This window comes from Shewanella cutis (assembly GCF_022410515.1).
GTDB classification, from domain to species: domain Bacteria; phylum Pseudomonadota; class Gammaproteobacteria; order Enterobacterales; family Shewanellaceae; genus Shewanella; species Shewanella cutis.
On record NZ_JACSDI010000011.1, the window covers coordinates 106585 to 123273 of the forward strand.

Annotated in this window: 17 protein-coding genes; 10 read left to right on the plus strand and 7 right to left on the minus strand. The window is 44.7% G+C overall.

What is annotated here, in order from left to right; translation table 11 throughout:
* Positions 1 to 13: 13 nt before the first annotated feature.
* Positions 14 to 1054 carry a 4-hydroxyphenylpyruvate dioxygenase gene (gene hppD / locus H9J30_RS14700; protein WP_240131664.1) on the minus strand — a complete coding sequence of 347 codons (1041 nt, stop codon included), beginning with the start codon at positions 1052 to 1054 and terminating at the stop codon, positions 14 to 16.
* Positions 1055 to 1167: 113 nt separating this feature from the next.
* Positions 1168 to 2328 (minus strand): homogentisate 1,2-dioxygenase, encoded by a 1161-nt coding sequence (locus H9J30_RS14705; RefSeq protein ID WP_240131665.1) that lies wholly within the window; start codon positions 2326 to 2328, stop codon positions 1168 to 1170.
* Between the two features lie 218 nt (positions 2329 to 2546).
* Here H9J30_RS14705 and H9J30_RS14710 point away from each other — a divergent pair, with 218 nt between their 5' ends.
* Both H9J30_RS14710 and H9J30_RS14715 read left to right on the plus strand, forming a co-directional pair.
* Positions 2547 to 3461, plus strand: a complete 915-nt coding sequence (locus H9J30_RS14710; protein ID WP_218738415.1) for a LysR family transcriptional regulator — start codon at positions 2547 to 2549, stop codon at positions 3459 to 3461.
* 162 nt (positions 3462 to 3623) lie between these two features.
* Positions 3624 to 4418, plus strand: coding sequence for a TIGR00266 family protein (locus tag H9J30_RS14715; RefSeq protein WP_240131666.1), 795 nt, complete (start codon positions 3624 to 3626; stop codon positions 4416 to 4418).
* Between the two features lie 121 nt (positions 4419 to 4539).
* Here H9J30_RS14715 and H9J30_RS14720 read toward each other — a convergent pair whose 3' ends face one another.
* From H9J30_RS14720 to H9J30_RS14730, 3 genes are all read right to left on the minus strand, one after another.
* Complete coding sequence (locus H9J30_RS14720; protein ID WP_240131667.1) at positions 4540 to 5799, minus strand: lipopolysaccharide biosynthesis protein; 1260 nt, start codon at positions 5797 to 5799, stop codon at positions 4540 to 4542.
* A 447-nt stretch (positions 5800 to 6246) separates the two neighbouring features.
* Entirely contained in the window at positions 6247 to 6579 is a 333-nt protein-coding gene (locus tag H9J30_RS14725; protein ID WP_240131668.1) for a hypothetical protein, read from the minus strand.
* Positions 6580 to 6640: 61 nt separating this feature from the next.
* Positions 6641 to 7102 carry an EVE domain-containing protein gene (locus H9J30_RS14730; protein WP_240131669.1) on the minus strand — a complete coding sequence of 154 codons (462 nt, stop codon included), beginning with the start codon at positions 7100 to 7102 and terminating at the stop codon, positions 6641 to 6643.
* A 297-nt stretch (positions 7103 to 7399) separates the two neighbouring features.
* Between H9J30_RS14730 and H9J30_RS14735 the strand changes: the two genes are divergently transcribed.
* Both H9J30_RS14735 and H9J30_RS14740 read left to right on the plus strand, forming a co-directional pair.
* Complete coding sequence (locus tag H9J30_RS14735) at positions 7400 to 7780, plus strand: DUF6508 domain-containing protein (RefSeq protein ID WP_240131670.1); 381 nt, start codon at positions 7400 to 7402, stop codon at positions 7778 to 7780.
* A gap of 127 nt (positions 7781 to 7907) precedes the next feature.
* Positions 7908 to 9632, plus strand: a complete 1725-nt coding sequence (locus H9J30_RS14740; RefSeq protein ID WP_240131671.1) for an AMP-binding protein — start codon at positions 7908 to 7910, stop codon at positions 9630 to 9632.
* 69 nt (positions 9633 to 9701) lie between these two features.
* Here H9J30_RS14740 and H9J30_RS14745 read toward each other — a convergent pair whose 3' ends face one another.
* Positions 9702 to 9968, minus strand: a complete 267-nt coding sequence (locus H9J30_RS14745) for a PGPGW domain-containing protein (RefSeq protein ID WP_240131672.1) — start codon at positions 9966 to 9968, stop codon at positions 9702 to 9704.
* A gap of 233 nt (positions 9969 to 10201) precedes the next feature.
* Between H9J30_RS14745 and H9J30_RS14750 the strand changes: the two genes are divergently transcribed.
* From H9J30_RS14750 to H9J30_RS14760, 3 genes are all read left to right on the plus strand, one after another.
* Positions 10202 to 10954: a substrate-binding periplasmic protein gene (locus tag H9J30_RS14750; protein ID WP_240131673.1), complete on the plus strand. Its 753-nt coding sequence runs from the start codon at positions 10202 to 10204 to the stop codon at positions 10952 to 10954.
* Between the two features lie 120 nt (positions 10955 to 11074).
* On the plus strand, positions 11075 to 12118 hold the full coding sequence (locus H9J30_RS14755; protein WP_240131674.1) for a M14 family metallopeptidase: 1044 nt from the start codon (positions 11075 to 11077) through the stop codon (positions 12116 to 12118).
* Positions 12115 to 12984, plus strand: a complete 870-nt coding sequence (locus tag H9J30_RS14760) for an alpha/beta fold hydrolase (RefSeq protein WP_240131675.1) — start codon at positions 12115 to 12117, stop codon at positions 12982 to 12984. The genes H9J30_RS14755 and H9J30_RS14760 overlap by 4 nt, the downstream gene beginning before the upstream one ends.
* A gap of 16 nt (positions 12985 to 13000) precedes the next feature.
* Here H9J30_RS14760 and H9J30_RS14765 read toward each other — a convergent pair whose 3' ends face one another.
* Positions 13001 to 13408 (minus strand): YccF domain-containing protein, encoded by a 408-nt coding sequence (locus H9J30_RS14765; protein ID WP_011072069.1) that lies wholly within the window; start codon positions 13406 to 13408, stop codon positions 13001 to 13003.
* A 254-nt stretch (positions 13409 to 13662) separates the two neighbouring features.
* Between H9J30_RS14765 and H9J30_RS14770 the strand changes: the two genes are divergently transcribed.
* From H9J30_RS14770 to prs, 3 genes are all read left to right on the plus strand, one after another.
* Complete coding sequence (locus H9J30_RS14770) at positions 13663 to 14607, plus strand: pyridoxal-phosphate dependent enzyme (protein ID WP_240131676.1); 945 nt, start codon at positions 13663 to 13665, stop codon at positions 14605 to 14607.
* Positions 14608 to 14710: 103 nt separating this feature from the next.
* Positions 14711 to 15424 carry an NUDIX hydrolase gene (locus H9J30_RS14775; RefSeq protein ID WP_240131677.1) on the plus strand — a complete coding sequence of 238 codons (714 nt, stop codon included), beginning with the start codon at positions 14711 to 14713 and terminating at the stop codon, positions 15422 to 15424.
* A gap of 356 nt (positions 15425 to 15780) precedes the next feature.
* Positions 15781 to 16686: a ribose-phosphate diphosphokinase gene (gene prs / locus H9J30_RS14780; RefSeq protein WP_240131678.1), complete on the plus strand. Its 906-nt coding sequence runs from the start codon at positions 15781 to 15783 to the stop codon at positions 16684 to 16686.
* Positions 16687 to 16689 lie beyond the last annotated feature (3 nt).

Genomic DNA, 16689 nt, shown 5'->3' on the forward strand with positions numbered 1-16689 from the left:
TTAAAGGCTGCGATTAAAGCACGCCACGGCGCATTTGATCGCGTTCAATCGATTGGAACAGTGCGGTAAAGTTACCTTCACCAAAACCTAAGTTGTTCTTACGTTGAATGATTTCGATAAAAATCGGGCCGAACAAGTTCTTAGTGAAGATCTGCAATAAATAGCCTGACTCGTCACCGTCCACCAGAATTTGGTGATGCTTGATACGTTCACGGTTCTCGGTCACTTGCGGGACTTTATCGAAAATGGTGTCGTAATATTCAGGAATAATATCCAAGCATTGAATAGAGCTGCCTTCCATCGCATCCAAAGATTTAACGATATCGCGGCTTCTAAAGGCTAAGTGTTGTACGCCTGGACCATTGTATTCCTTCAAGTATTCATCGATTTGGTTCTTATCGTTGCCTTTACCTTCGTTAATCGGAATGCAGAAGCTGCCATCGGGTGAGCGCAGGGCGTAAGACACCAGTGCAGTTTGTACGCCGCTGATGTCGAAGTAGCGCACTTCGGTAAAACCAAAAATGTTTTTGTAGAAGTTGGCCCAATGCTCCATGGTGCCTTTGTAGACGTTATTGGTTAAGTGGTCGACTTCAATAAAGCCTTTCTCTTGGGTGATAACTTGTTCACTTAAGTCTTCAAAGTCAGTGGCATAGATATTGTTGTCGGCACCAAAGGTGTCGATAAAATAAATTAAGCTGTCGCCAATACCATAAATCGCCGGATAGGGCAGATCTTTGTTGGCATCATCGGCGGGTTTTGCACCACGCTCCACCGCCACACGGTGAGCAAAGCTGGCATCTTCTACACGCCAGCCCATAGAGCAAATCGCAGGGCCGTGGGATTTGGCAAACTTAGCAGAGAAGCCTTCGCGCTGCTTGTTGAGCAGGAAGTTAATATCATTTTGTTTGTAGTACAAAATGTCTTTATTTTTGGCTTTTTTCAGCAGTGAAAAACCAAAGTCGATAAACACTTTGTGCATAAAATCGCTGTCGGGGCTGGCGAATTCGGTAAATTCGATACCGAGTAAGCCCAGTGGATTGAGTTCGCTTGCCATGATCTGTTCCTCTTGATTAATTCAACACGCAGTCACTCTTGTTGCTTTGTAAACTGTGGTGACTTACGGCTAGTCGGCTTAGTTAAGCCATTCACTCAAGCTGCGGTGCAGCGTTAGTTTTCTAGCCAGGAGCGGTTGTAGTCTTTACTCATGCAATTTTGCACATGTTCGGTTAGTTTCAGTGGGGCGAAGGTGTCCACCATCACTGCATATTCATAGGTTTCTTTTTTGCCAATCGAGGCTTCGGTGCGGCCGGGCTGCGGGCCGTGCGCCACGCCTTTTTGATGTAGGGTGATGTAGCCAGCTTCAATCCCGGTGCGGCTCATAAAGTCGCCATCAACGTAGTACAGCACTTCGTCACTATCGATGTTGTTGTGATAGTAAGGCGCGGGAATGGCGCGCTCGTGGAAATCGTAGGGGCGCGGCACAAAGTTACACACCACAAAGTTGTGGGCGGTAAACACGAGATGGTCCGAAGGCGGTAAATGGATTTTCCCTACCTTTGGCGCGTATTCGGTGATGTTAAATGCCCAAGGGTAAACACAGCCATCCCAGCCCACTAAATCAAACGGATGCCACTCTAGTGTTGTCAGTTGGTACTTATCACCAAATTTACATACCAGCGGGAATGCGCCACGCTCAACCACGGCAGTTTGCAAAACGGGCGTGCGCAAATCGCGTTCACAGTAGGGCGCTGATTCGAGTAACTGGCCGTATTCATTACGGAAATGCTTAGGCACTTCCACCATTGAAAAGGCTTCAATCACGAATAAACGTACATTGCTGTAATCGTTAAATTTGAGCTGATGTGTGGTGCCGCGTGGGATCACTAAGTAGTCCCATTTTTTAATCTCTAGGGTGCCATATTCACTGTAGAGCGTGCCTTCACCTTCGTGCACAAAGACCACTTCATCGGCGTAGGCATTGCGGTAAAACTCAGCGGTGTCTTGGGTGACTTTTGCGGTGTAAAGTGCCACATCATTGTTATAAAAGATTTTATTGCGGGCGCTGAAAAAGTTGCCTTCACGATCGGCCGTGCGAGAGTCCAATTTATAGTTTTGAACTAAAGAATCTTCCCATTGGGCACCGTGACCGAGGCGGTAAGGAGCGACTTCAAGCGCCTTAGTTGGCATATTGTGGTGATATTTATTCGAGTAAATATTGGAAAAACCATGGGTTGAAAACAGCTCTTCACGATATAGCTCGCCGTTTTCCTTCTCAAATGCGATATGGCGCTTATGGGGTACTTGGCCTTGTTTCACATAAAATGGCATGGTGGATCCTTGAGTTTTATGCGCTGCGAGCAGTGCTCTACAGGGCTTATTGTTATGTTGCAAGTTGCATTACTGTGATCTTCTTATCAATTTAGTTGCTTAGATGAACAAAAAAAAGAATAATAAATCTGTCATCTCCATCTAAAAAATAGATGGTATTAACTGCTTTACGCTTCGTAGCGTTTGCGTGACATTTTTATTCGCGCCAAGGAGTCCCCATGCGCATCGATATTGATGCTTTTAATGTCCTGCAAGTGTTAGTGGAAGAGGGCAGTTTTGCTAAGGCTGCCGAGCGTTTACACAAGGCGCAATCGGCGGTTAGCTATCAGGTCAAAAAGCTAGAGGAACATTTAGGTGTGCAACTTTTTAGCCGTGACCAATACCGCGCCGAGCTGACGAGTGAAGGGCGGGTGATCTTGGCCGAGGGGCAAAGACTGTTACAACACCTTGCCAATATTGAACATCTTGCCAGTCGTTTTAGTGAAGGTTGGGAACCAAAACTGGAGTTAGTGATCGATGGCGCCTTGCCGATGGAGCCGATTATGACTGCGCTTAAACGAATGGCTGAGCATCAAATCCCGACGAAAATTCAGCTCAACATGGAGTTTCTCGGCGGTGTGCAGCATAGATTCGAACGTGATAATGCGGATCTGATGTTGGTTAAAGACTACCGCACTGGCCCCTATTATCACCCACAGCCGCTGCCAGCGATTACTAGCGTGCTGGTGACGAGTGCTTCACATCCGCTGGCACTATTAAAAAAAATCAGTCTGCCTGAGTTACAGCAGCATGTTGAGCTGACCATCGAAGATTCCTCCCCCAATAAAACTTACCGTGATGAGCTGCAATTCGGTGGCGATAAAGTGTTTTATCTTTCTGGTTTTATTATGAAAAAGAATGCGTTATTAAAAGGACTCGGCTTTGGCTGGCTACCAGACTTTTTAGTGCAAGCGGAACTTTTGAGCGGTGAGTTGGTGGAGGTCGACTTTGTCGGTGGCAGTCGTTATACCTTTATCCCCCAATTAGTGTCGACCCTTGAGCGCCCCCTGGGCCGTGCGGGTAAGCTGTTTACTGAATTGATCCTAGAGGAATTTGCTAAGGCAGAGCAGTTTAATGGGGTGGGTTTAGGTTAATCCGCTGCTACTTGTCATGTTTTGAAACAACTTTCTGCTGCAAAATTGAGATAAAAATTAATCGCCTTTTGACATTTTATGTCATAAAGTGGCTCACAGAATTGGGGCGATGTGGATGTGGTCGCCCAGCCAATAAGGACTGCCAGAGTAAAGGGGAATCGTATGTCTAGACGTTGTCATGAAGTGGATTATGAAATTATCGGCCACAGTATGCAGTTGGTTGAGGTCGAACTTGACCCCAACGAAACTGTGATTGCCGAAGCGGGGGCAATGAATTATCTGGAGCAGGATATTAGCTTCGAGGCCAAAATGGGCGATGGCTCCGAGCCGGATTCAGGCTTTTTTGGCAAATTGATGGGGGCAGGTAAACGGGCGTTGGCTGGGGAGAGTATCTTTATGACGCACTTTACTAACCTCGGGCATCAAAAACGCAAAGTCGCCTTTGCCGCGCCTTATCCCGGTACGATTTTAGCTATCGATCTCGCCCAATATGGTGGCGAGCTGATTTGCCAGAAAGACAGTTTTCTTGCTGCAGCCCTCGGAACTCGCGTTAGCATGAAGTTTAACCGCCGTTTAGGTACGGGCTTTTTTGGTGGTGAAGGGTTTATTTTGCAGAGTTTACAAGGCGATGGCATGGCGTTTATCCATGCGGGTGGCACGCTGATTAAAAAGGAACTGAAAGGTGAAACCTTAAGGGTCGATACCGGTTGTCTCGTCGGTTTTACCCCTGGCATTGACTACGATATCGAGCGCGCAGGCTCGTTAAAATCGATGTTTTTTGGTGGCGAGGGACTATTTTTAGCCACCTTAAAAGGCCATGGCACGGTATGGTTACAGAGTCTGCCGTTCTCACGGATGGCGGATCGTATTATTGCTCATGCACCATCAGCGGGTGGTAGCGACCGCGGCGAAGGTTCAGTCCTCGGTGGTCTTGGTCGTATGATTGATGGCCGTTAAGTTATCGGTCGAATCGACATAAACCGTAAAATCGAGTCATCGCGCTTTCTATTGGTAAGGCATCCCAAACAAGCTCTTGAGATGCCTTTTTATTGTCGTTTTTGGTTTGCTTAAGCGGGTTTTATTTGTGTTTAAGACCTTGCTGAATCTGCTTTTCAACCTGTCTCGATATCAAATACATCATTAAATAACCTGTGCCTAAGGCCAAAATCACCGCTACAACATTTTCTGTATACAGTCGATAAGCGTAGAAAGTGCCAATCAGTACGAGGATACCGCTAAGGCGGATGAGTAGGCTATGGGTAAAATAGCCATGGGCTTTGAGATTGGCTAACTGATAGCCATTAAGCATCATAAAGATAAAGAACATAGAAAAATGCATTAACACTGGGGCCGCTTTAAGGTATTGCTCGGGGAATAACCAAGCAACCAATGGCTTACTCGCGAATAACATCACCACGAAAAATATTCCGCTGATCCACAACGAAACCTTTGTCAGCCATGATTTAATTTGCTGAACTTCCTCAAAGCGTTTTTCTCGCACGCACACTGCGACTTCGGGTAGTACAAAACGGTAAATGGGGAAGACAAAAAGCAGGGTGAGGTATGTGATCATCGGCCGCACTACTACTTGGAAATCCCCTAGCTCATCTATGCTGAAATACGCAATCGTCAGTAGTACGGTAATGTAAATCATCAAGATACTGGCACCCGCTTCCATCGAGGCTGTTAGGCTTTTCTTCATAAAATTGCGTAAATCTGTATCAAAATGCACTGCAGTTAAGGGCGGTGTGGCGATATCCTTACGCCGTGTTAAGTACATATATAAAGCAACGATAAGCGATGACAGTGTCATGCTATAAAAGAGAGATGCAATGGCAGTTTGTTGTAACCCATAAAAACAAAATAAAAAGCTGGTCACTTGCGCAAGCGGCTCAAGCCATGTCACGCGATTGGAAATGGCATATAGCCGGTACATGGCGATTTGATTGGTGAAATAGACCTTGAGTCCCATACTCAAAATAATGCCAACCAATTGAAAATATTCTACATTAAGGTGGAGTTTGTGTTTGATATAAGGTAGCACAACGCCCCACGCGAGCAGCACCATTGCGATTAAGCTGTAGCGGAATATATTGGTGATATCCACATCTTGTTTGGTTTGTGAGTAGGTTACCACCATAGAGGAGCGAAACCCTGTCATCAGGATCAGCGACAAGGAAATGATATCGATAACAGTGTGATAGAGTGCAAGATCGGCTTTGGCTACCCATTGTGCTAACCAAAGTTTGAATAGAAAACCCACGACAATACTGGCCAAAGATGCCCAGAATCCCGCAACAATCGCTTGCTTAACTCGTTGAAGTGAAGTCTGTTCCATATTCAAAATCCAGCGTCAGTTTGCGATCATTATTTGGATGGGATGCATGCAATTCGGCTTATACTTCAAGCGCATCATCCCTTTAGATTGGCGACATAACGGCTTTTTTGATGCTTGTTTTATTGAGTCGAAGCAGTGTTATACGCGAAGGTTTTAAGATGCTTAGCATCGATATGACTTCAGTTATTGCGCACCGCGGTAGCCATTTCATTTTATGTTTATGTGCAGCTTAATATTTGTAGAGTCTAACATCCTACCGATTCACGACCAAACTGCAGAGCGTAAAGATATGATAAATATCAGCATGTTACTTAGTTGTAACATGCGTTGTTAATATAGCAATATTGATGTGGCAATCGAAAGAAAGCCAAGGGAAGTGGGATAAAAGCTTTGTATGCAACGATGGTACGCTCTAAAAATAGTAGAGCGTACCCATAAGTGTTGCGCCTAATCAGTAATGATATTGACGATATCAAGGATTTTGCGACTCTTTTCATCCAGCTTAATGATAGAGCCTTCAACTTGGATGCTGATCCTGCCATCTTTGTCTAAGGGCACAACCACGCGCCCGCGATCATAAATGTCGTAGTCTAAGATATCGCCTCGCCGCAGTTTTTTCTGCCACCCAGGCGGGAGAGGTTGGCCGTTATCGACTTTCTTCTGTAAGCCAGGGGGTAACTCTTTGTCCTTTTTATCATTATCGTGTTTTGCCAAAGCGCCTATCGGGGCGATTAAGCTGAAAACGACTCCGCCAATCAGTGAAGTGGTGAATCTATTCATACTTTCTTCCTCCCTGTTAAATTCAACCTCGTATGGGTGAATTTTAGCTCAATATAAGGTGTTATCGGGTGAGCATCAGTACGGCTTGCCATTGCTCAGCGGTAACGGGTTGAATACTCAGCCTTGAACCTTTGGATACTAAGTACATATCAGCTAATTGTGGCAAGCTTTTAATCAAACTCAGTGGAATGATTTGCTTAAATTGTTCCACAAAGCGAATATCGACCCTTAGCCATCTTGGGTTGCTAGGATCTGACTTAGGGTCAAAATAGGTTGATTCGGGATCAAAGGCTGTGCTGTCAGGATAAGCATTTGTTACCACTTCGGCAATGCCGACAATACCGGGTACTTTGCAGCTTGAATGGTAAAAAAATACCTTATCACCAATTTGCATCACATCGCGCATATAGTTACGCGCTTGGTAGTTACGTATCCCAAACCAGGGTTCGGTTTGATTGGGTCTTGCTTTAAGATCTTCGATGCTAAATTCGTCGGGCTCCGATTTCATAAGCCAATAGTTCATCTTTCATCCTTCATAGAAATAGCCATTTTATTGCGTTAATTCCTTGAGTTTATCTTACTTTCTGTGTGCCTCACAGTTAACCGTATTCTGATAACCGTATTCAGAGCCATTATCTGGAGCGTTAAGTCAGTGTTCAGTTAACACCGCTTACCCTGTTGCCATTATTGAGACTGGTATGCATTATGCGGCGGTGCAATAGCGCCGCGGATAGTTGCAAAGTTGGCCGTTTTTGGTCCCAATCTAATTTTTATCAAAACCCGACTTCGTAAGAGTGATATTGAGACAGTGAGGTGTGCTATGGAAACTTCAGAAATGACCACAAACTGCGGCTTATACACTAAATATCTTAAGGATTTCACCGCGGGTGATGTGAGTATACATCGTGAGCGTATGTTGGAATTTATTAGCGATTTAACCTCGCAGGGCTGGTTACTGGCTAATTTCACTTGGGATTATTGGTATAACAACAGTTACTTAGTTGATAAGCCTGCATATATTCAAGAGGCGAGTGCTACCCAATGTCGCCTGCTATTAACCGCGATGACACGCTTAGAGGTTTTCAGCCCAGGCGTGTTAGAAAATATGCGCCGTCAAGGAGTATTGTTTGCCATTATGGAGCGCCTGCAGCGTTTAGAGTCGCCTGCATCCAACAAGCCAGTTGCGTATATTAGCCGTTAATGTGGGCTTTGTGGGGAGGGAATGACCTTACTCTTTAGTCTAATACCGTGCTTTTTTGCTTGTGACATATTCCGTGGATTGGTTAGTTTTAACCCCGCTAATCATAATAAAAAGCACGGAGGCCTTAATGTCTGTTTCAATCACTCAAGCAACTAATCAAACCATTAGTCCCCTTAAATACAGTGAGTTCCGGGGGCCTAATGCCCCGGAACTTGTTGAAAAAACCATAGGGCAATACCTTGACGATATCGCTAGCACCTATCCCGAACAGTTAGCAGTTGTCGTTAACCATCAAGATATTCGTTGGAATTACCGTCAATATCTTGCGCAAATTGATGCCCTTGCCACAGGTTTACTCAAATTGGGTATAGGCCCCGGTGATCGGGTCGGTATTTGGTCACCTAATAATATTGAATGGTGTTTATCCCAGTTTGCCACCGCCAAAATTGGCGCCATCATGGTGTGCATTAATCCCGCTTATCGGCCTGAAGAATTACAATATGCCCTGACTAACGTGGGGTGCCGAGCGGTGATCTGCGCTGACAAATTTAAATCCAGTAACTACTTGCAGATGCTCTACGAGTTAGCACCGGAGCTTATGGAGTGTAACGCTGGGCAATTACAGGCCAAAACGTTGCCCGAGTTGCAGTTTGTGATCCGCATGGGGGCTGAAAAGTCTCCCGGCATGTTGAACTTTGATGATTTATTGGTTGACGTGACGCCTGATGACAGGGCAGCGCTCGAGCAAATCGCTGAGTCGCTTAGTCCTTATGATACGATTAATATCCAATTTACCTCTGGCACCACAGGCAGCCCCAAAGGGGCGACCTTATCCCACCATAACATCTTGAATAACGGTTACTTAGTGGCCGAGGCGATGAAGTTTACTTGTAACGACAAGCTCTGCATCCCGGTACCTTTATACCATTGTTTTGGCATGGTGTTAGGTAACCTCGTTTGCTTAGCTAAGGGCGCAGCAGCCGTATTTCCGGGAGATTCCTTCGACCCACTGACCACCTTAGAAGTGGTTGAGCGCGAGCGCTGCACCGCGCTGCACGGTGTTCCCACCATGTTTATTGCCGAACTAGAACATCCTGAATTTACACGTTTTGATCTCAGTTCGTTACGTACGGGCGTGATGGCGGGGGCGACTTGCCCTGAAGAAGTGATGCGCCGTGTACAACAGCTAATGTATATGCAGGAAGTGTTAATTGGGTACGGCCAAACTGAGTGTAGCCCGCTGAATCACATTACCGAAATCGATTCTCCAGTGGAGAAGCGTGTTCTCACTGTCGGCCGTGCGTTACCCCATACCGAGGTGAAAATTGTCGATGAATTTGGCGAAGTGCTGCCGATTAATCAGCCCGGTGAAGTGTGTAGCCGAGGGTATTGCATCATGCAGTGCTACTGGAATGATCCTGAAAAAACCGCGGCTACAATTGACCGCGAAGGTTGGTTACATTCTGGCGATATTGGTCAAATGGATGAACAGGGTTATGTGCAAATCGTTGGCCGTATTAAAGATATGATTATTCGCGGTGGTGAGAATATCTATCCTCGTGAAATTGAAGAAAAACTCTATACCCATAAAGATGTGCAGGATGCTGCGGTGTTTGGGGTACACAGTGATAAATATGGCGAGGAAGTCTGTGCTTGGATCAAGGTCCGCTCAGGGGCGACGATCAAAGAGGAAGATATTCGTCATTTCCTCACTGAAAAGTTCGCCTATTTTAAAGTGCCGCGTTACATCAAATTTGTGGACCAATATCCAATGACTGTTACGGGTAAAATCCAAAAATTCAAAATGCGTGAGTTGATGTATCAAGAGTTGTACGAAGATATTAATGCCTAATAGGCGATGAATGCGAAATAAACCCAAGCCAAAAAGTTTGGGTTTATTTTTTACAGGGTAGGGTAAACCTTAACGGAAACGATTTCGCATTTTGTCATCGAGCCAAGCGGCACTTTTACTTAATTGTCGCTGACTTAAGCGTAGCCAACGTTTAGCCCATCGATATTGAGTGCTCAATAGGGTTAAGCCGATAAGGATTAATAGCAATCCAGGTCCTGGCAAGAGTAGAAAGATCCCGCCTAACAAGGTTAGAACGATACCGAGCAAGGTAATAAGTATTTGAGCTATATTGATTTTGCTTGTGCTGGAACAATTGTCTTTGAATAAAATTTGCATCTATTATCCCCACTTAGGCTCAAACAATAACCCAAGACCATTATCCTTATTGATAAAGGATATCACTCACTCATCGCAGTCTACTCCCTGAAATGAATTTTCCTTAAGAGCAAAGATGTAACAAAAAATCACTATGCTGGAAATAAGTGGGATTATAATTGATGATATTGTCGACAAGGAGTCTTAAACGTTGCCTGAAGTATTGCTGATCTAATATTCATACGGGAGGCTTTATGGTTCGATGGTTTTTTCTGCTGTTTTACGTAGGATTTAGTACCGTACAGAGTGCGCAGGCCGATACCGTAAAGCTAACATCTTTGCTTTGGCCGCCGTATGCTGGCTATCAACTTGTACAAGAAGGGGCAAGTGTTGCAGTAGCTCGTGCGGCGTTTGCGCAAATGGATCAACAACTTATTGTGGATTTTTATCCTTGGACTCGTGCGATTAAATTAGCGGCAATGCCGAGCTCTGACTACATTGGCTATTTTCCAGAATACTATTTTGAAACCGATAAGTTTATTTTTTCTAAACCAATTGGTATTGGCCCATTAGGTATTGTCGAGCAAAAATCTCATCCCATCAGTTGGCTTCATTTAACCGATTTGAACCGTTACACCCTGGGCGTCGTGAAGGATTATGTGAATACTGATTCGCTGGATTTGATGATTGCTTCAGGGAATCAACCTGTAGAAGCGGCTACATCCGATGAGCAAAATATCAGAAAGGTGGCGGCCGGTCGTATTGATGGTGCTGTGATTGATATTAATGTGCTGCATTATCTACTTAAACAACCCCACCTTCAGCCGCTTGCAGATAAGTTGCAGGTGAATCGACAACTTATTGCCAATAAGCAACTTTATGTCGCATTTCGTAATACAGAAGAGGGGCGACGTTGGCGGGATATGTTCGACCAAGGTTTAGCTAAACTTGATATTGAAAGCATTATGGGCGATTTATTATTTCAGGAAGAAGCTTTAAATCACTAATCCAGTACAGCTCCAATCGAAAATGTTTGCTGGCGCGTTTTGTCATAAATCTGTCTTGTAACACTATTAGTATCAATCCTAAGGTGATGAATTGGCACTCATCTCATTTTCTAGGATGATATGAATAATATTCCCTTCGATAACATTCCTTTCGAGTTAGATACTCTATCGCAACTCATTGATACTCACCATCTTAAACTCAAATATCAGATCCTTGCTGATATCGCATTTCGGCATGAACATTTTCCGCTCTACAGCGTTGAGTTAGGGGGCACCGAGCGTCTTTGTCCTACAGTCTTGTTTGTAGGCGGGGTCCATGGTGTCGAACGGATTGGTTCACAAGTGATCTTGGCCTTATTAAACAGTCTATTGCAACGTTTAACTTGGGATAAGCATCTACAGCAACTGTTGACTGAAGTGCGGCTGGCATTTGTGCCTGTTATGAATCCTGTTGGTCTGCTCTTGGGAACGCGTGGCAATGGTAACCAGGTGGATTTGATGCGCAATGCGCCGATTGAATCCCGTGAAAAAGTGTCATTTCTGGTGGGCGGTCAGCGGCTATCGTCTAAATTGCCTTGGTTTCGAGGGGGCCCTGGGATGGAGCTTGAAACGGCGGGGCTGGTGGCCTATGTGCAACAGTTACTCGGGCAAAGCACCAGTCTCATTTCCCTTGATGCACATTCAGGGTTTGGATTGACGGATCATATCTGGTTTCCCTACGCCCATACTAAGGCTCCGTTTGAAAATGCTCATTTTATTTTTTATTTAAAACAACTATTTGATGCAAGTTATCCCCATCATGGTCATTACCGACTTGCGCCGCAGAGCCAGTTTTATCGTACCCATGGCGATATTTGGGATTACCTTTATGGCCAGCACCATATACAAGATCCTCAGGCGAGCGTTCCCTTTTTACCGTTAACCTTAGAGATGGGCTCCTGGGCCTGGATAAAAAAGAATCCCAGACAAATATTTAATTTTGCGGGTTTTTTTAATCCGCAAAAAACGCACAGGCACCATAGAATTTTACGGCGGCACACAGTATTAATGCAGTTTTTGATGGAGACAGCCTATGCCAGAGTGCTTGAAGGATTAACACCTGAGTATCTCACTCAACTTACACAACGTGCGCAACAGTATTGGTACCGGGAGACATTAGGATGACGACGTGGGTTTTACTGCGGGGCTTAATGCGGGATAAACGTCATTGGAATGGCTTTGATCAAAGGCTTAGGCAAAGGGGGTGTACAGTATTCACGCCGGATTTACCCGGTAATGGTCTACTCTGTCACCAAAAAAGTCCATTGAGTATTGAAAAATATGCCCAAGCCGTGTGGCAACAACTGGATGAAAACCTACAGGGACAACCATTTTATCTGCTTGGATTATCGATGGGTGGCATGCTCGCTATGGAAATGGCGCAACAACGTCCTTGGCAGGTAAAGCATGTATTTGTGCTTAATAGCAGTGCAGCCAATTTGTCGCCTTGGTATCACAGATTCAATTTGCTCAATGTCTTGCTGGCGTTTGTTAAGCGGTGCCGAGGAGTTCAATTACATCCTATCGAATCCACCATTGTGCGATTAACCAGTTATCGTCACCGTCGAGATACCAGATTGATTGAACATTGGAGCGAATACCGCAAAAAAATTTCCCCTGCATTTCCAAATGCGTATCGGCAGTTATACGCTGCGTTTAGATATCAATGCCCAGCATCTTTACTTATACCTGTGAGTATCTTATGTGGCGATCGTGATGCCTTGGTCAATATGCAATCGAGTAAAGCACTCGCACAGCACTTTAAGGTGGAATTGATGGTGTTAGCCTATTGTGGCCACGACATCACCATCGATGCGCCCGCAAAACTCGTGCACTATCTTTTTGATATTATTAGCTTAAATCAAGATAAGGCAGACCTGCAACTTGTTGATTGCGCTGATTTACTTGATGAGGAAATTGCCTATCATGAGGCTAAGTTAATCCAAGCAATTCCTCGGTATTCATCAGCACTACCCGCCGAGTCAGAGTAGTGCTGTGTGAGTTGACTTACGCTTTAGCGACAATCGTTTGTCCAATCGGTGTTAGACTTAACAGCGCTAGCTTGAGATGTTGGATCCCGAAGGGGATACCGATAATCGTGACAAAGCAGGCAAGGGCATGGGCTAAATGACCAATAGCCAACCAAATGCCAAAGAGTAAGAACCAAATAATATTGCCGACCATGCCAAAGGCACCTGTGCCTAAATCTTCACGGCCAGTTAAATGACGGCGATTCATTTGCTCCTGTCCAAAGGGCCAGAAGGTCAATTCACCAATCACAAAGCAAGCTCGGCCGAAGGGAATACCGATAATACTGATAAAACATAAAATTCCCGCGAGCCACCAAGCAAGGCCCATCACAAATCCACCAAGTACAAACCAAGCAATATTGAAAATTAACCTTAGTAATGACATTGAAAACTCCTTATCTAATCCAAAATCAGTGCGCAATAAACAACAACTCGCACACAAGATCATTAATTAATGCTTAAATCGAATAAGCGAGAATTGTGCCAAAAAATTTATTATTAATTATCAGTATGATACTCGGATACTTAACTGTGCGGATTGTGAGTTAGACTAAAATTTCGTGAATTTCCTTAATTCTTAGGAAGGATTTAGCCAAGCTCGCGTTACACTAAACACCTTGTCCACATCAGAGTGAATAAATGCTAGCCAATAGCCCCGTCGAATCATTTTCCTTTGCAGGCCGTGAGATTTTTCTTAAAAGGGATGATTTATTACATCCTGCGTTTAGTGGTAATAAAGCGCGTAAGTTTGCCTATTTTTTAGATCAGGAATTTGCGGGAGTTACTAAGCTGATTGGCCACGGCTCTGCGCAGGCTAATTCACTGTATTCACTGTCGGCGCTAGCCAAACTCAAAGGGTGGCAGTGTGATTTTTATGTGGATCATATTGCCAGCCAAGTGCTTACCTTACCGACAGGAAACTACGCAGCGGCCATTGCCAATGGTACCAACGTTATAGATCTATCAAATTTGCTTGCTGCTAATACCTCAGTTCAAGCTGGTAAGTCAGATTGGCATTGCCAACGTTATATTGAGCAGCGAGTGCTTCCTGCTGAAACTAACGCGCTCTTTATCCCCGAAGGTGGCCGTTGCCAGTATGCAGAATATGGCGTGAGCCAGTTAGCGGCAGAGATTGAGACTTGGACAATGCAGCAGGGGATGACAGATCTAAAGGTGTTTTTACCTGCTGGAACGGGAACTACAGCATTGTTTTTAAATCAGTATTTTATGCGTAAGCAAAGTGACATTCGTGTGTTTACCTGCGCCGTGGTTGGTGGGGATACGTATTTACGCCAGCAGTTTGATTTGTTAAATCCAAATTCTGCTGAGCATCCACAGATCCTGAATGCGGATAAAAAGTATCATTTTGGTAAACTTTATCCGGAGTTTTATGCCATGTGGCAGCGGATTTGCGCCTCTGGCGTGCAGTTTGAATTACTCTACGATCCCTTAGGTTTTATGGTGTTAGAGAAGTTTTTACCGCAGTGGGGCGCAAGCCCTGTGATGTATATCCACCAAGGTGGTTTACTCGGAAACGAGACCATGTTGCCACGTTATTTGCGTAAATTTGGACGAACTAGATAAACCCACGGCGCAAAGTATTTACTTAGTGACGCTCAGACATAATATGTTTGAAGCGCTGTAATGTCTAAGTTAAGCTTATGATGTCAAACGATGGAAAATACTCATGACTGAAGCGGAATATCTCGCCAATTACGATCCTAAGGCATTTAAGTCTCAGCTACTGACAGTGGATGCCGTATTGTTTACCTACCATGATCAGCAACTTAAAGTACTTTTAGTGCAACGCTCAAATCATCCTTTTTTAGGTTTTTGGGGATTACCTGGAGGCTTTATTGATGAACATTGCGATCAATCCCTTGAGGAAGCGGTGTTACGCAAATTGCAGGAAAAAACGGCAGTAGTGCCGCCTTATATTGAGCAACTTTGCACTCTCGGTAATCGTCATCGCGATGTGCGAGGCTGGTCGGTGACTGTGTGTTATACAGCGTTGATGAGTTATCAAGCCTGTCAAATACGGATTGATTCAGTGAGTGATGCTAAGTGGTGGCCATTAGCGGATGTGTTACAGATACCCTTAGCGTTTGATCATTTGCAGTTAATCAAGCAAGCGCGCGAACGTTTAACCCAGAAAGCCTTGTATTCCTTAGTGCCGGGCTTTGCACTCTCAGAACCTTTCACTTTGCCAGAACTGCAGCATGTACATGAAGTCTTACTGGGTAAGCCTATCCAAGGGAAATCTTTTCGTCGGCGAGTGGAGCAGGCGGATTTATTGATCGATACCGGATTGAAGCGCACCGAACGGGGGCGTCCTGCTAATTTATACCGCTTGAAATCCGATACTGCATCGTATCGCTTCTTAAGAAATTTAGAATGTTGATCACAGTGAATAAGGATTTAAGCAAGATATTGCTTTGCTCAATATGAGTAACAGCGAGTGCTTATGTCTTATTCATAGTGACTTTTAGCCTGTAAAGACGGTTCGATTGCAGCTGTTGCCCTAACGTCTTCTGTTTTTCTATTACTCACCGCCCATATTGCAGCTTTGTAGTTGTCATACCCATAAATAGTGTCCAAAGGACACTATATGCTCTTTAGCTATATCATGTTTGTTTGCGTCGTTATAAATAGTCTAAAAATCAACTTTACATATTAATGTCTTTGAGACACTATTGATTCTGTAGAAAACAAGGGCGCCGTTAATTGCGGTAATCTTGCCATAGACAGGAGGTTAGTATGTCTCAACGCATTCAAGTGTCTCAACAAATTCAAACATCTCAAGCTGTTTCGAATTCTCAATGCTTACAAGCCGATTTTTATCAGCTACCCGCCGCTAGCGATGAGGCTAATTACCGTTTATTTCAATTTGGTGCGGGGGAGAATCATGTTCAACTGCTGGTTCCTCCAGCGAAACGCGTCACACTTTTCTTCGGCTATCGTGGTGATCAATCCATCATGCAACTCTTGTTGTTAACTGATGCATTACGCCGCAGCGGTGCAGAGCAGATCGATCTGTTACTGCCTTATATGCCGGGCGCCCGCCAGGATAGAATCTGTAATGTGGGCGAGGCCTTATCAGTAAAAGTCTATGCCAGCCTGATTAATCAGCAACAATATGCTTCTGTGAGCGTTTTTGACCCGCACAGTGATGTCACCGCCGCATTGTTAGACCGAGTGCAGGTAATTGACAACCACAGCTTTGTCGCCGCGATTGCAGCTCAATTGACCTGTGATCTAGTGTTAGTTTCGCCTGATGCGGGGGCGAATAAGAAAGTATTCGGCTTAGCTAAGGCGTTACAGGGAATGCCGGTGATCAGGGCCGATAAACATCGTGATGTGGTCAATGGTCATATTATCGCTACTGAAGTGTTCTGTGATGATTTATCGGGTAAAACCTGCTTAATCGTCGATGATATTTGTGCTGGTGGCAGAACCTTTATCGAGCTTGCCATCAAGTTAAAGCAAAAAGGGGCCCAAAGCGTCATTTTGATCGTGTCACATTATGAGGACAAGGCCAGCGAATCGGCTCTGCGCGAGGCGGGCATAGACAGGTTATTTTGTACCGATAGTTTAGGTGTCCCCATACATATTTCGAGCGAGTTCTGTCATTGCCATGCTGTTTTGCGTTTTATGAATCATTAAGGA

Coding starts and splice junctions, on each gene's coding strand:
- hppD (WP_240131664.1), bottom strand. CDS start 1,054: ATGGCAAGCGAACTCAATCCACTGGGCTTACTCGGTATCGAATTTACC.
- H9J30_RS14705 (WP_240131665.1), bottom strand. CDS start 2,328: ATGCCATTTTATGTGAAACAAGGCCAAGTACCCCATAAGCGCCATATC.
- H9J30_RS14710 (WP_218738415.1), top strand. CDS start 2,547: ATGCGCATCGATATTGATGCTTTTAATGTCCTGCAAGTGTTAGTGGAA.
- H9J30_RS14715 (WP_240131666.1), top strand. CDS start 3,624: ATGTCTAGACGTTGTCATGAAGTGGATTATGAAATTATCGGCCACAGT.
- H9J30_RS14720 (WP_240131667.1), bottom strand. CDS start 5,799: ATGGAACAGACTTCACTTCAACGAGTTAAGCAAGCGATTGTTGCGGGA.
- H9J30_RS14725 (WP_240131668.1), bottom strand. CDS start 6,579: ATGAATAGATTCACCACTTCACTGATTGGCGGAGTCGTTTTCAGCTTA.
- H9J30_RS14730 (WP_240131669.1), bottom strand. CDS start 7,102: ATGAACTATTGGCTTATGAAATCGGAGCCCGACGAATTTAGCATCGAA.
- H9J30_RS14735 (WP_240131670.1), top strand. CDS start 7,400: ATGGAAACTTCAGAAATGACCACAAACTGCGGCTTATACACTAAATAT.
- H9J30_RS14740 (WP_240131671.1), top strand. CDS start 7,908: ATGTCTGTTTCAATCACTCAAGCAACTAATCAAACCATTAGTCCCCTT.
- H9J30_RS14745 (WP_240131672.1), bottom strand. CDS start 9,968: ATGCAAATTTTATTCAAAGACAATTGTTCCAGCACAAGCAAAATCAAT.
- H9J30_RS14750 (WP_240131673.1), top strand. CDS start 10,202: ATGGTTCGATGGTTTTTTCTGCTGTTTTACGTAGGATTTAGTACCGTA.
- H9J30_RS14755 (WP_240131674.1), top strand. CDS start 11,075: ATGAATAATATTCCCTTCGATAACATTCCTTTCGAGTTAGATACTCTA.
- H9J30_RS14760 (WP_240131675.1), top strand. CDS start 12,115: ATGACGACGTGGGTTTTACTGCGGGGCTTAATGCGGGATAAACGTCAT.
- H9J30_RS14765 (WP_011072069.1), bottom strand. CDS start 13,408: ATGTCATTACTAAGGTTAATTTTCAATATTGCTTGGTTTGTACTTGGT.
- H9J30_RS14770 (WP_240131676.1), top strand. CDS start 13,663: ATGCTAGCCAATAGCCCCGTCGAATCATTTTCCTTTGCAGGCCGTGAG.
- H9J30_RS14775 (WP_240131677.1), top strand. CDS start 14,711: ATGACTGAAGCGGAATATCTCGCCAATTACGATCCTAAGGCATTTAAG.
- prs (WP_240131678.1), top strand. CDS start 15,781: ATGTCTCAACGCATTCAAGTGTCTCAACAAATTCAAACATCTCAAGCT.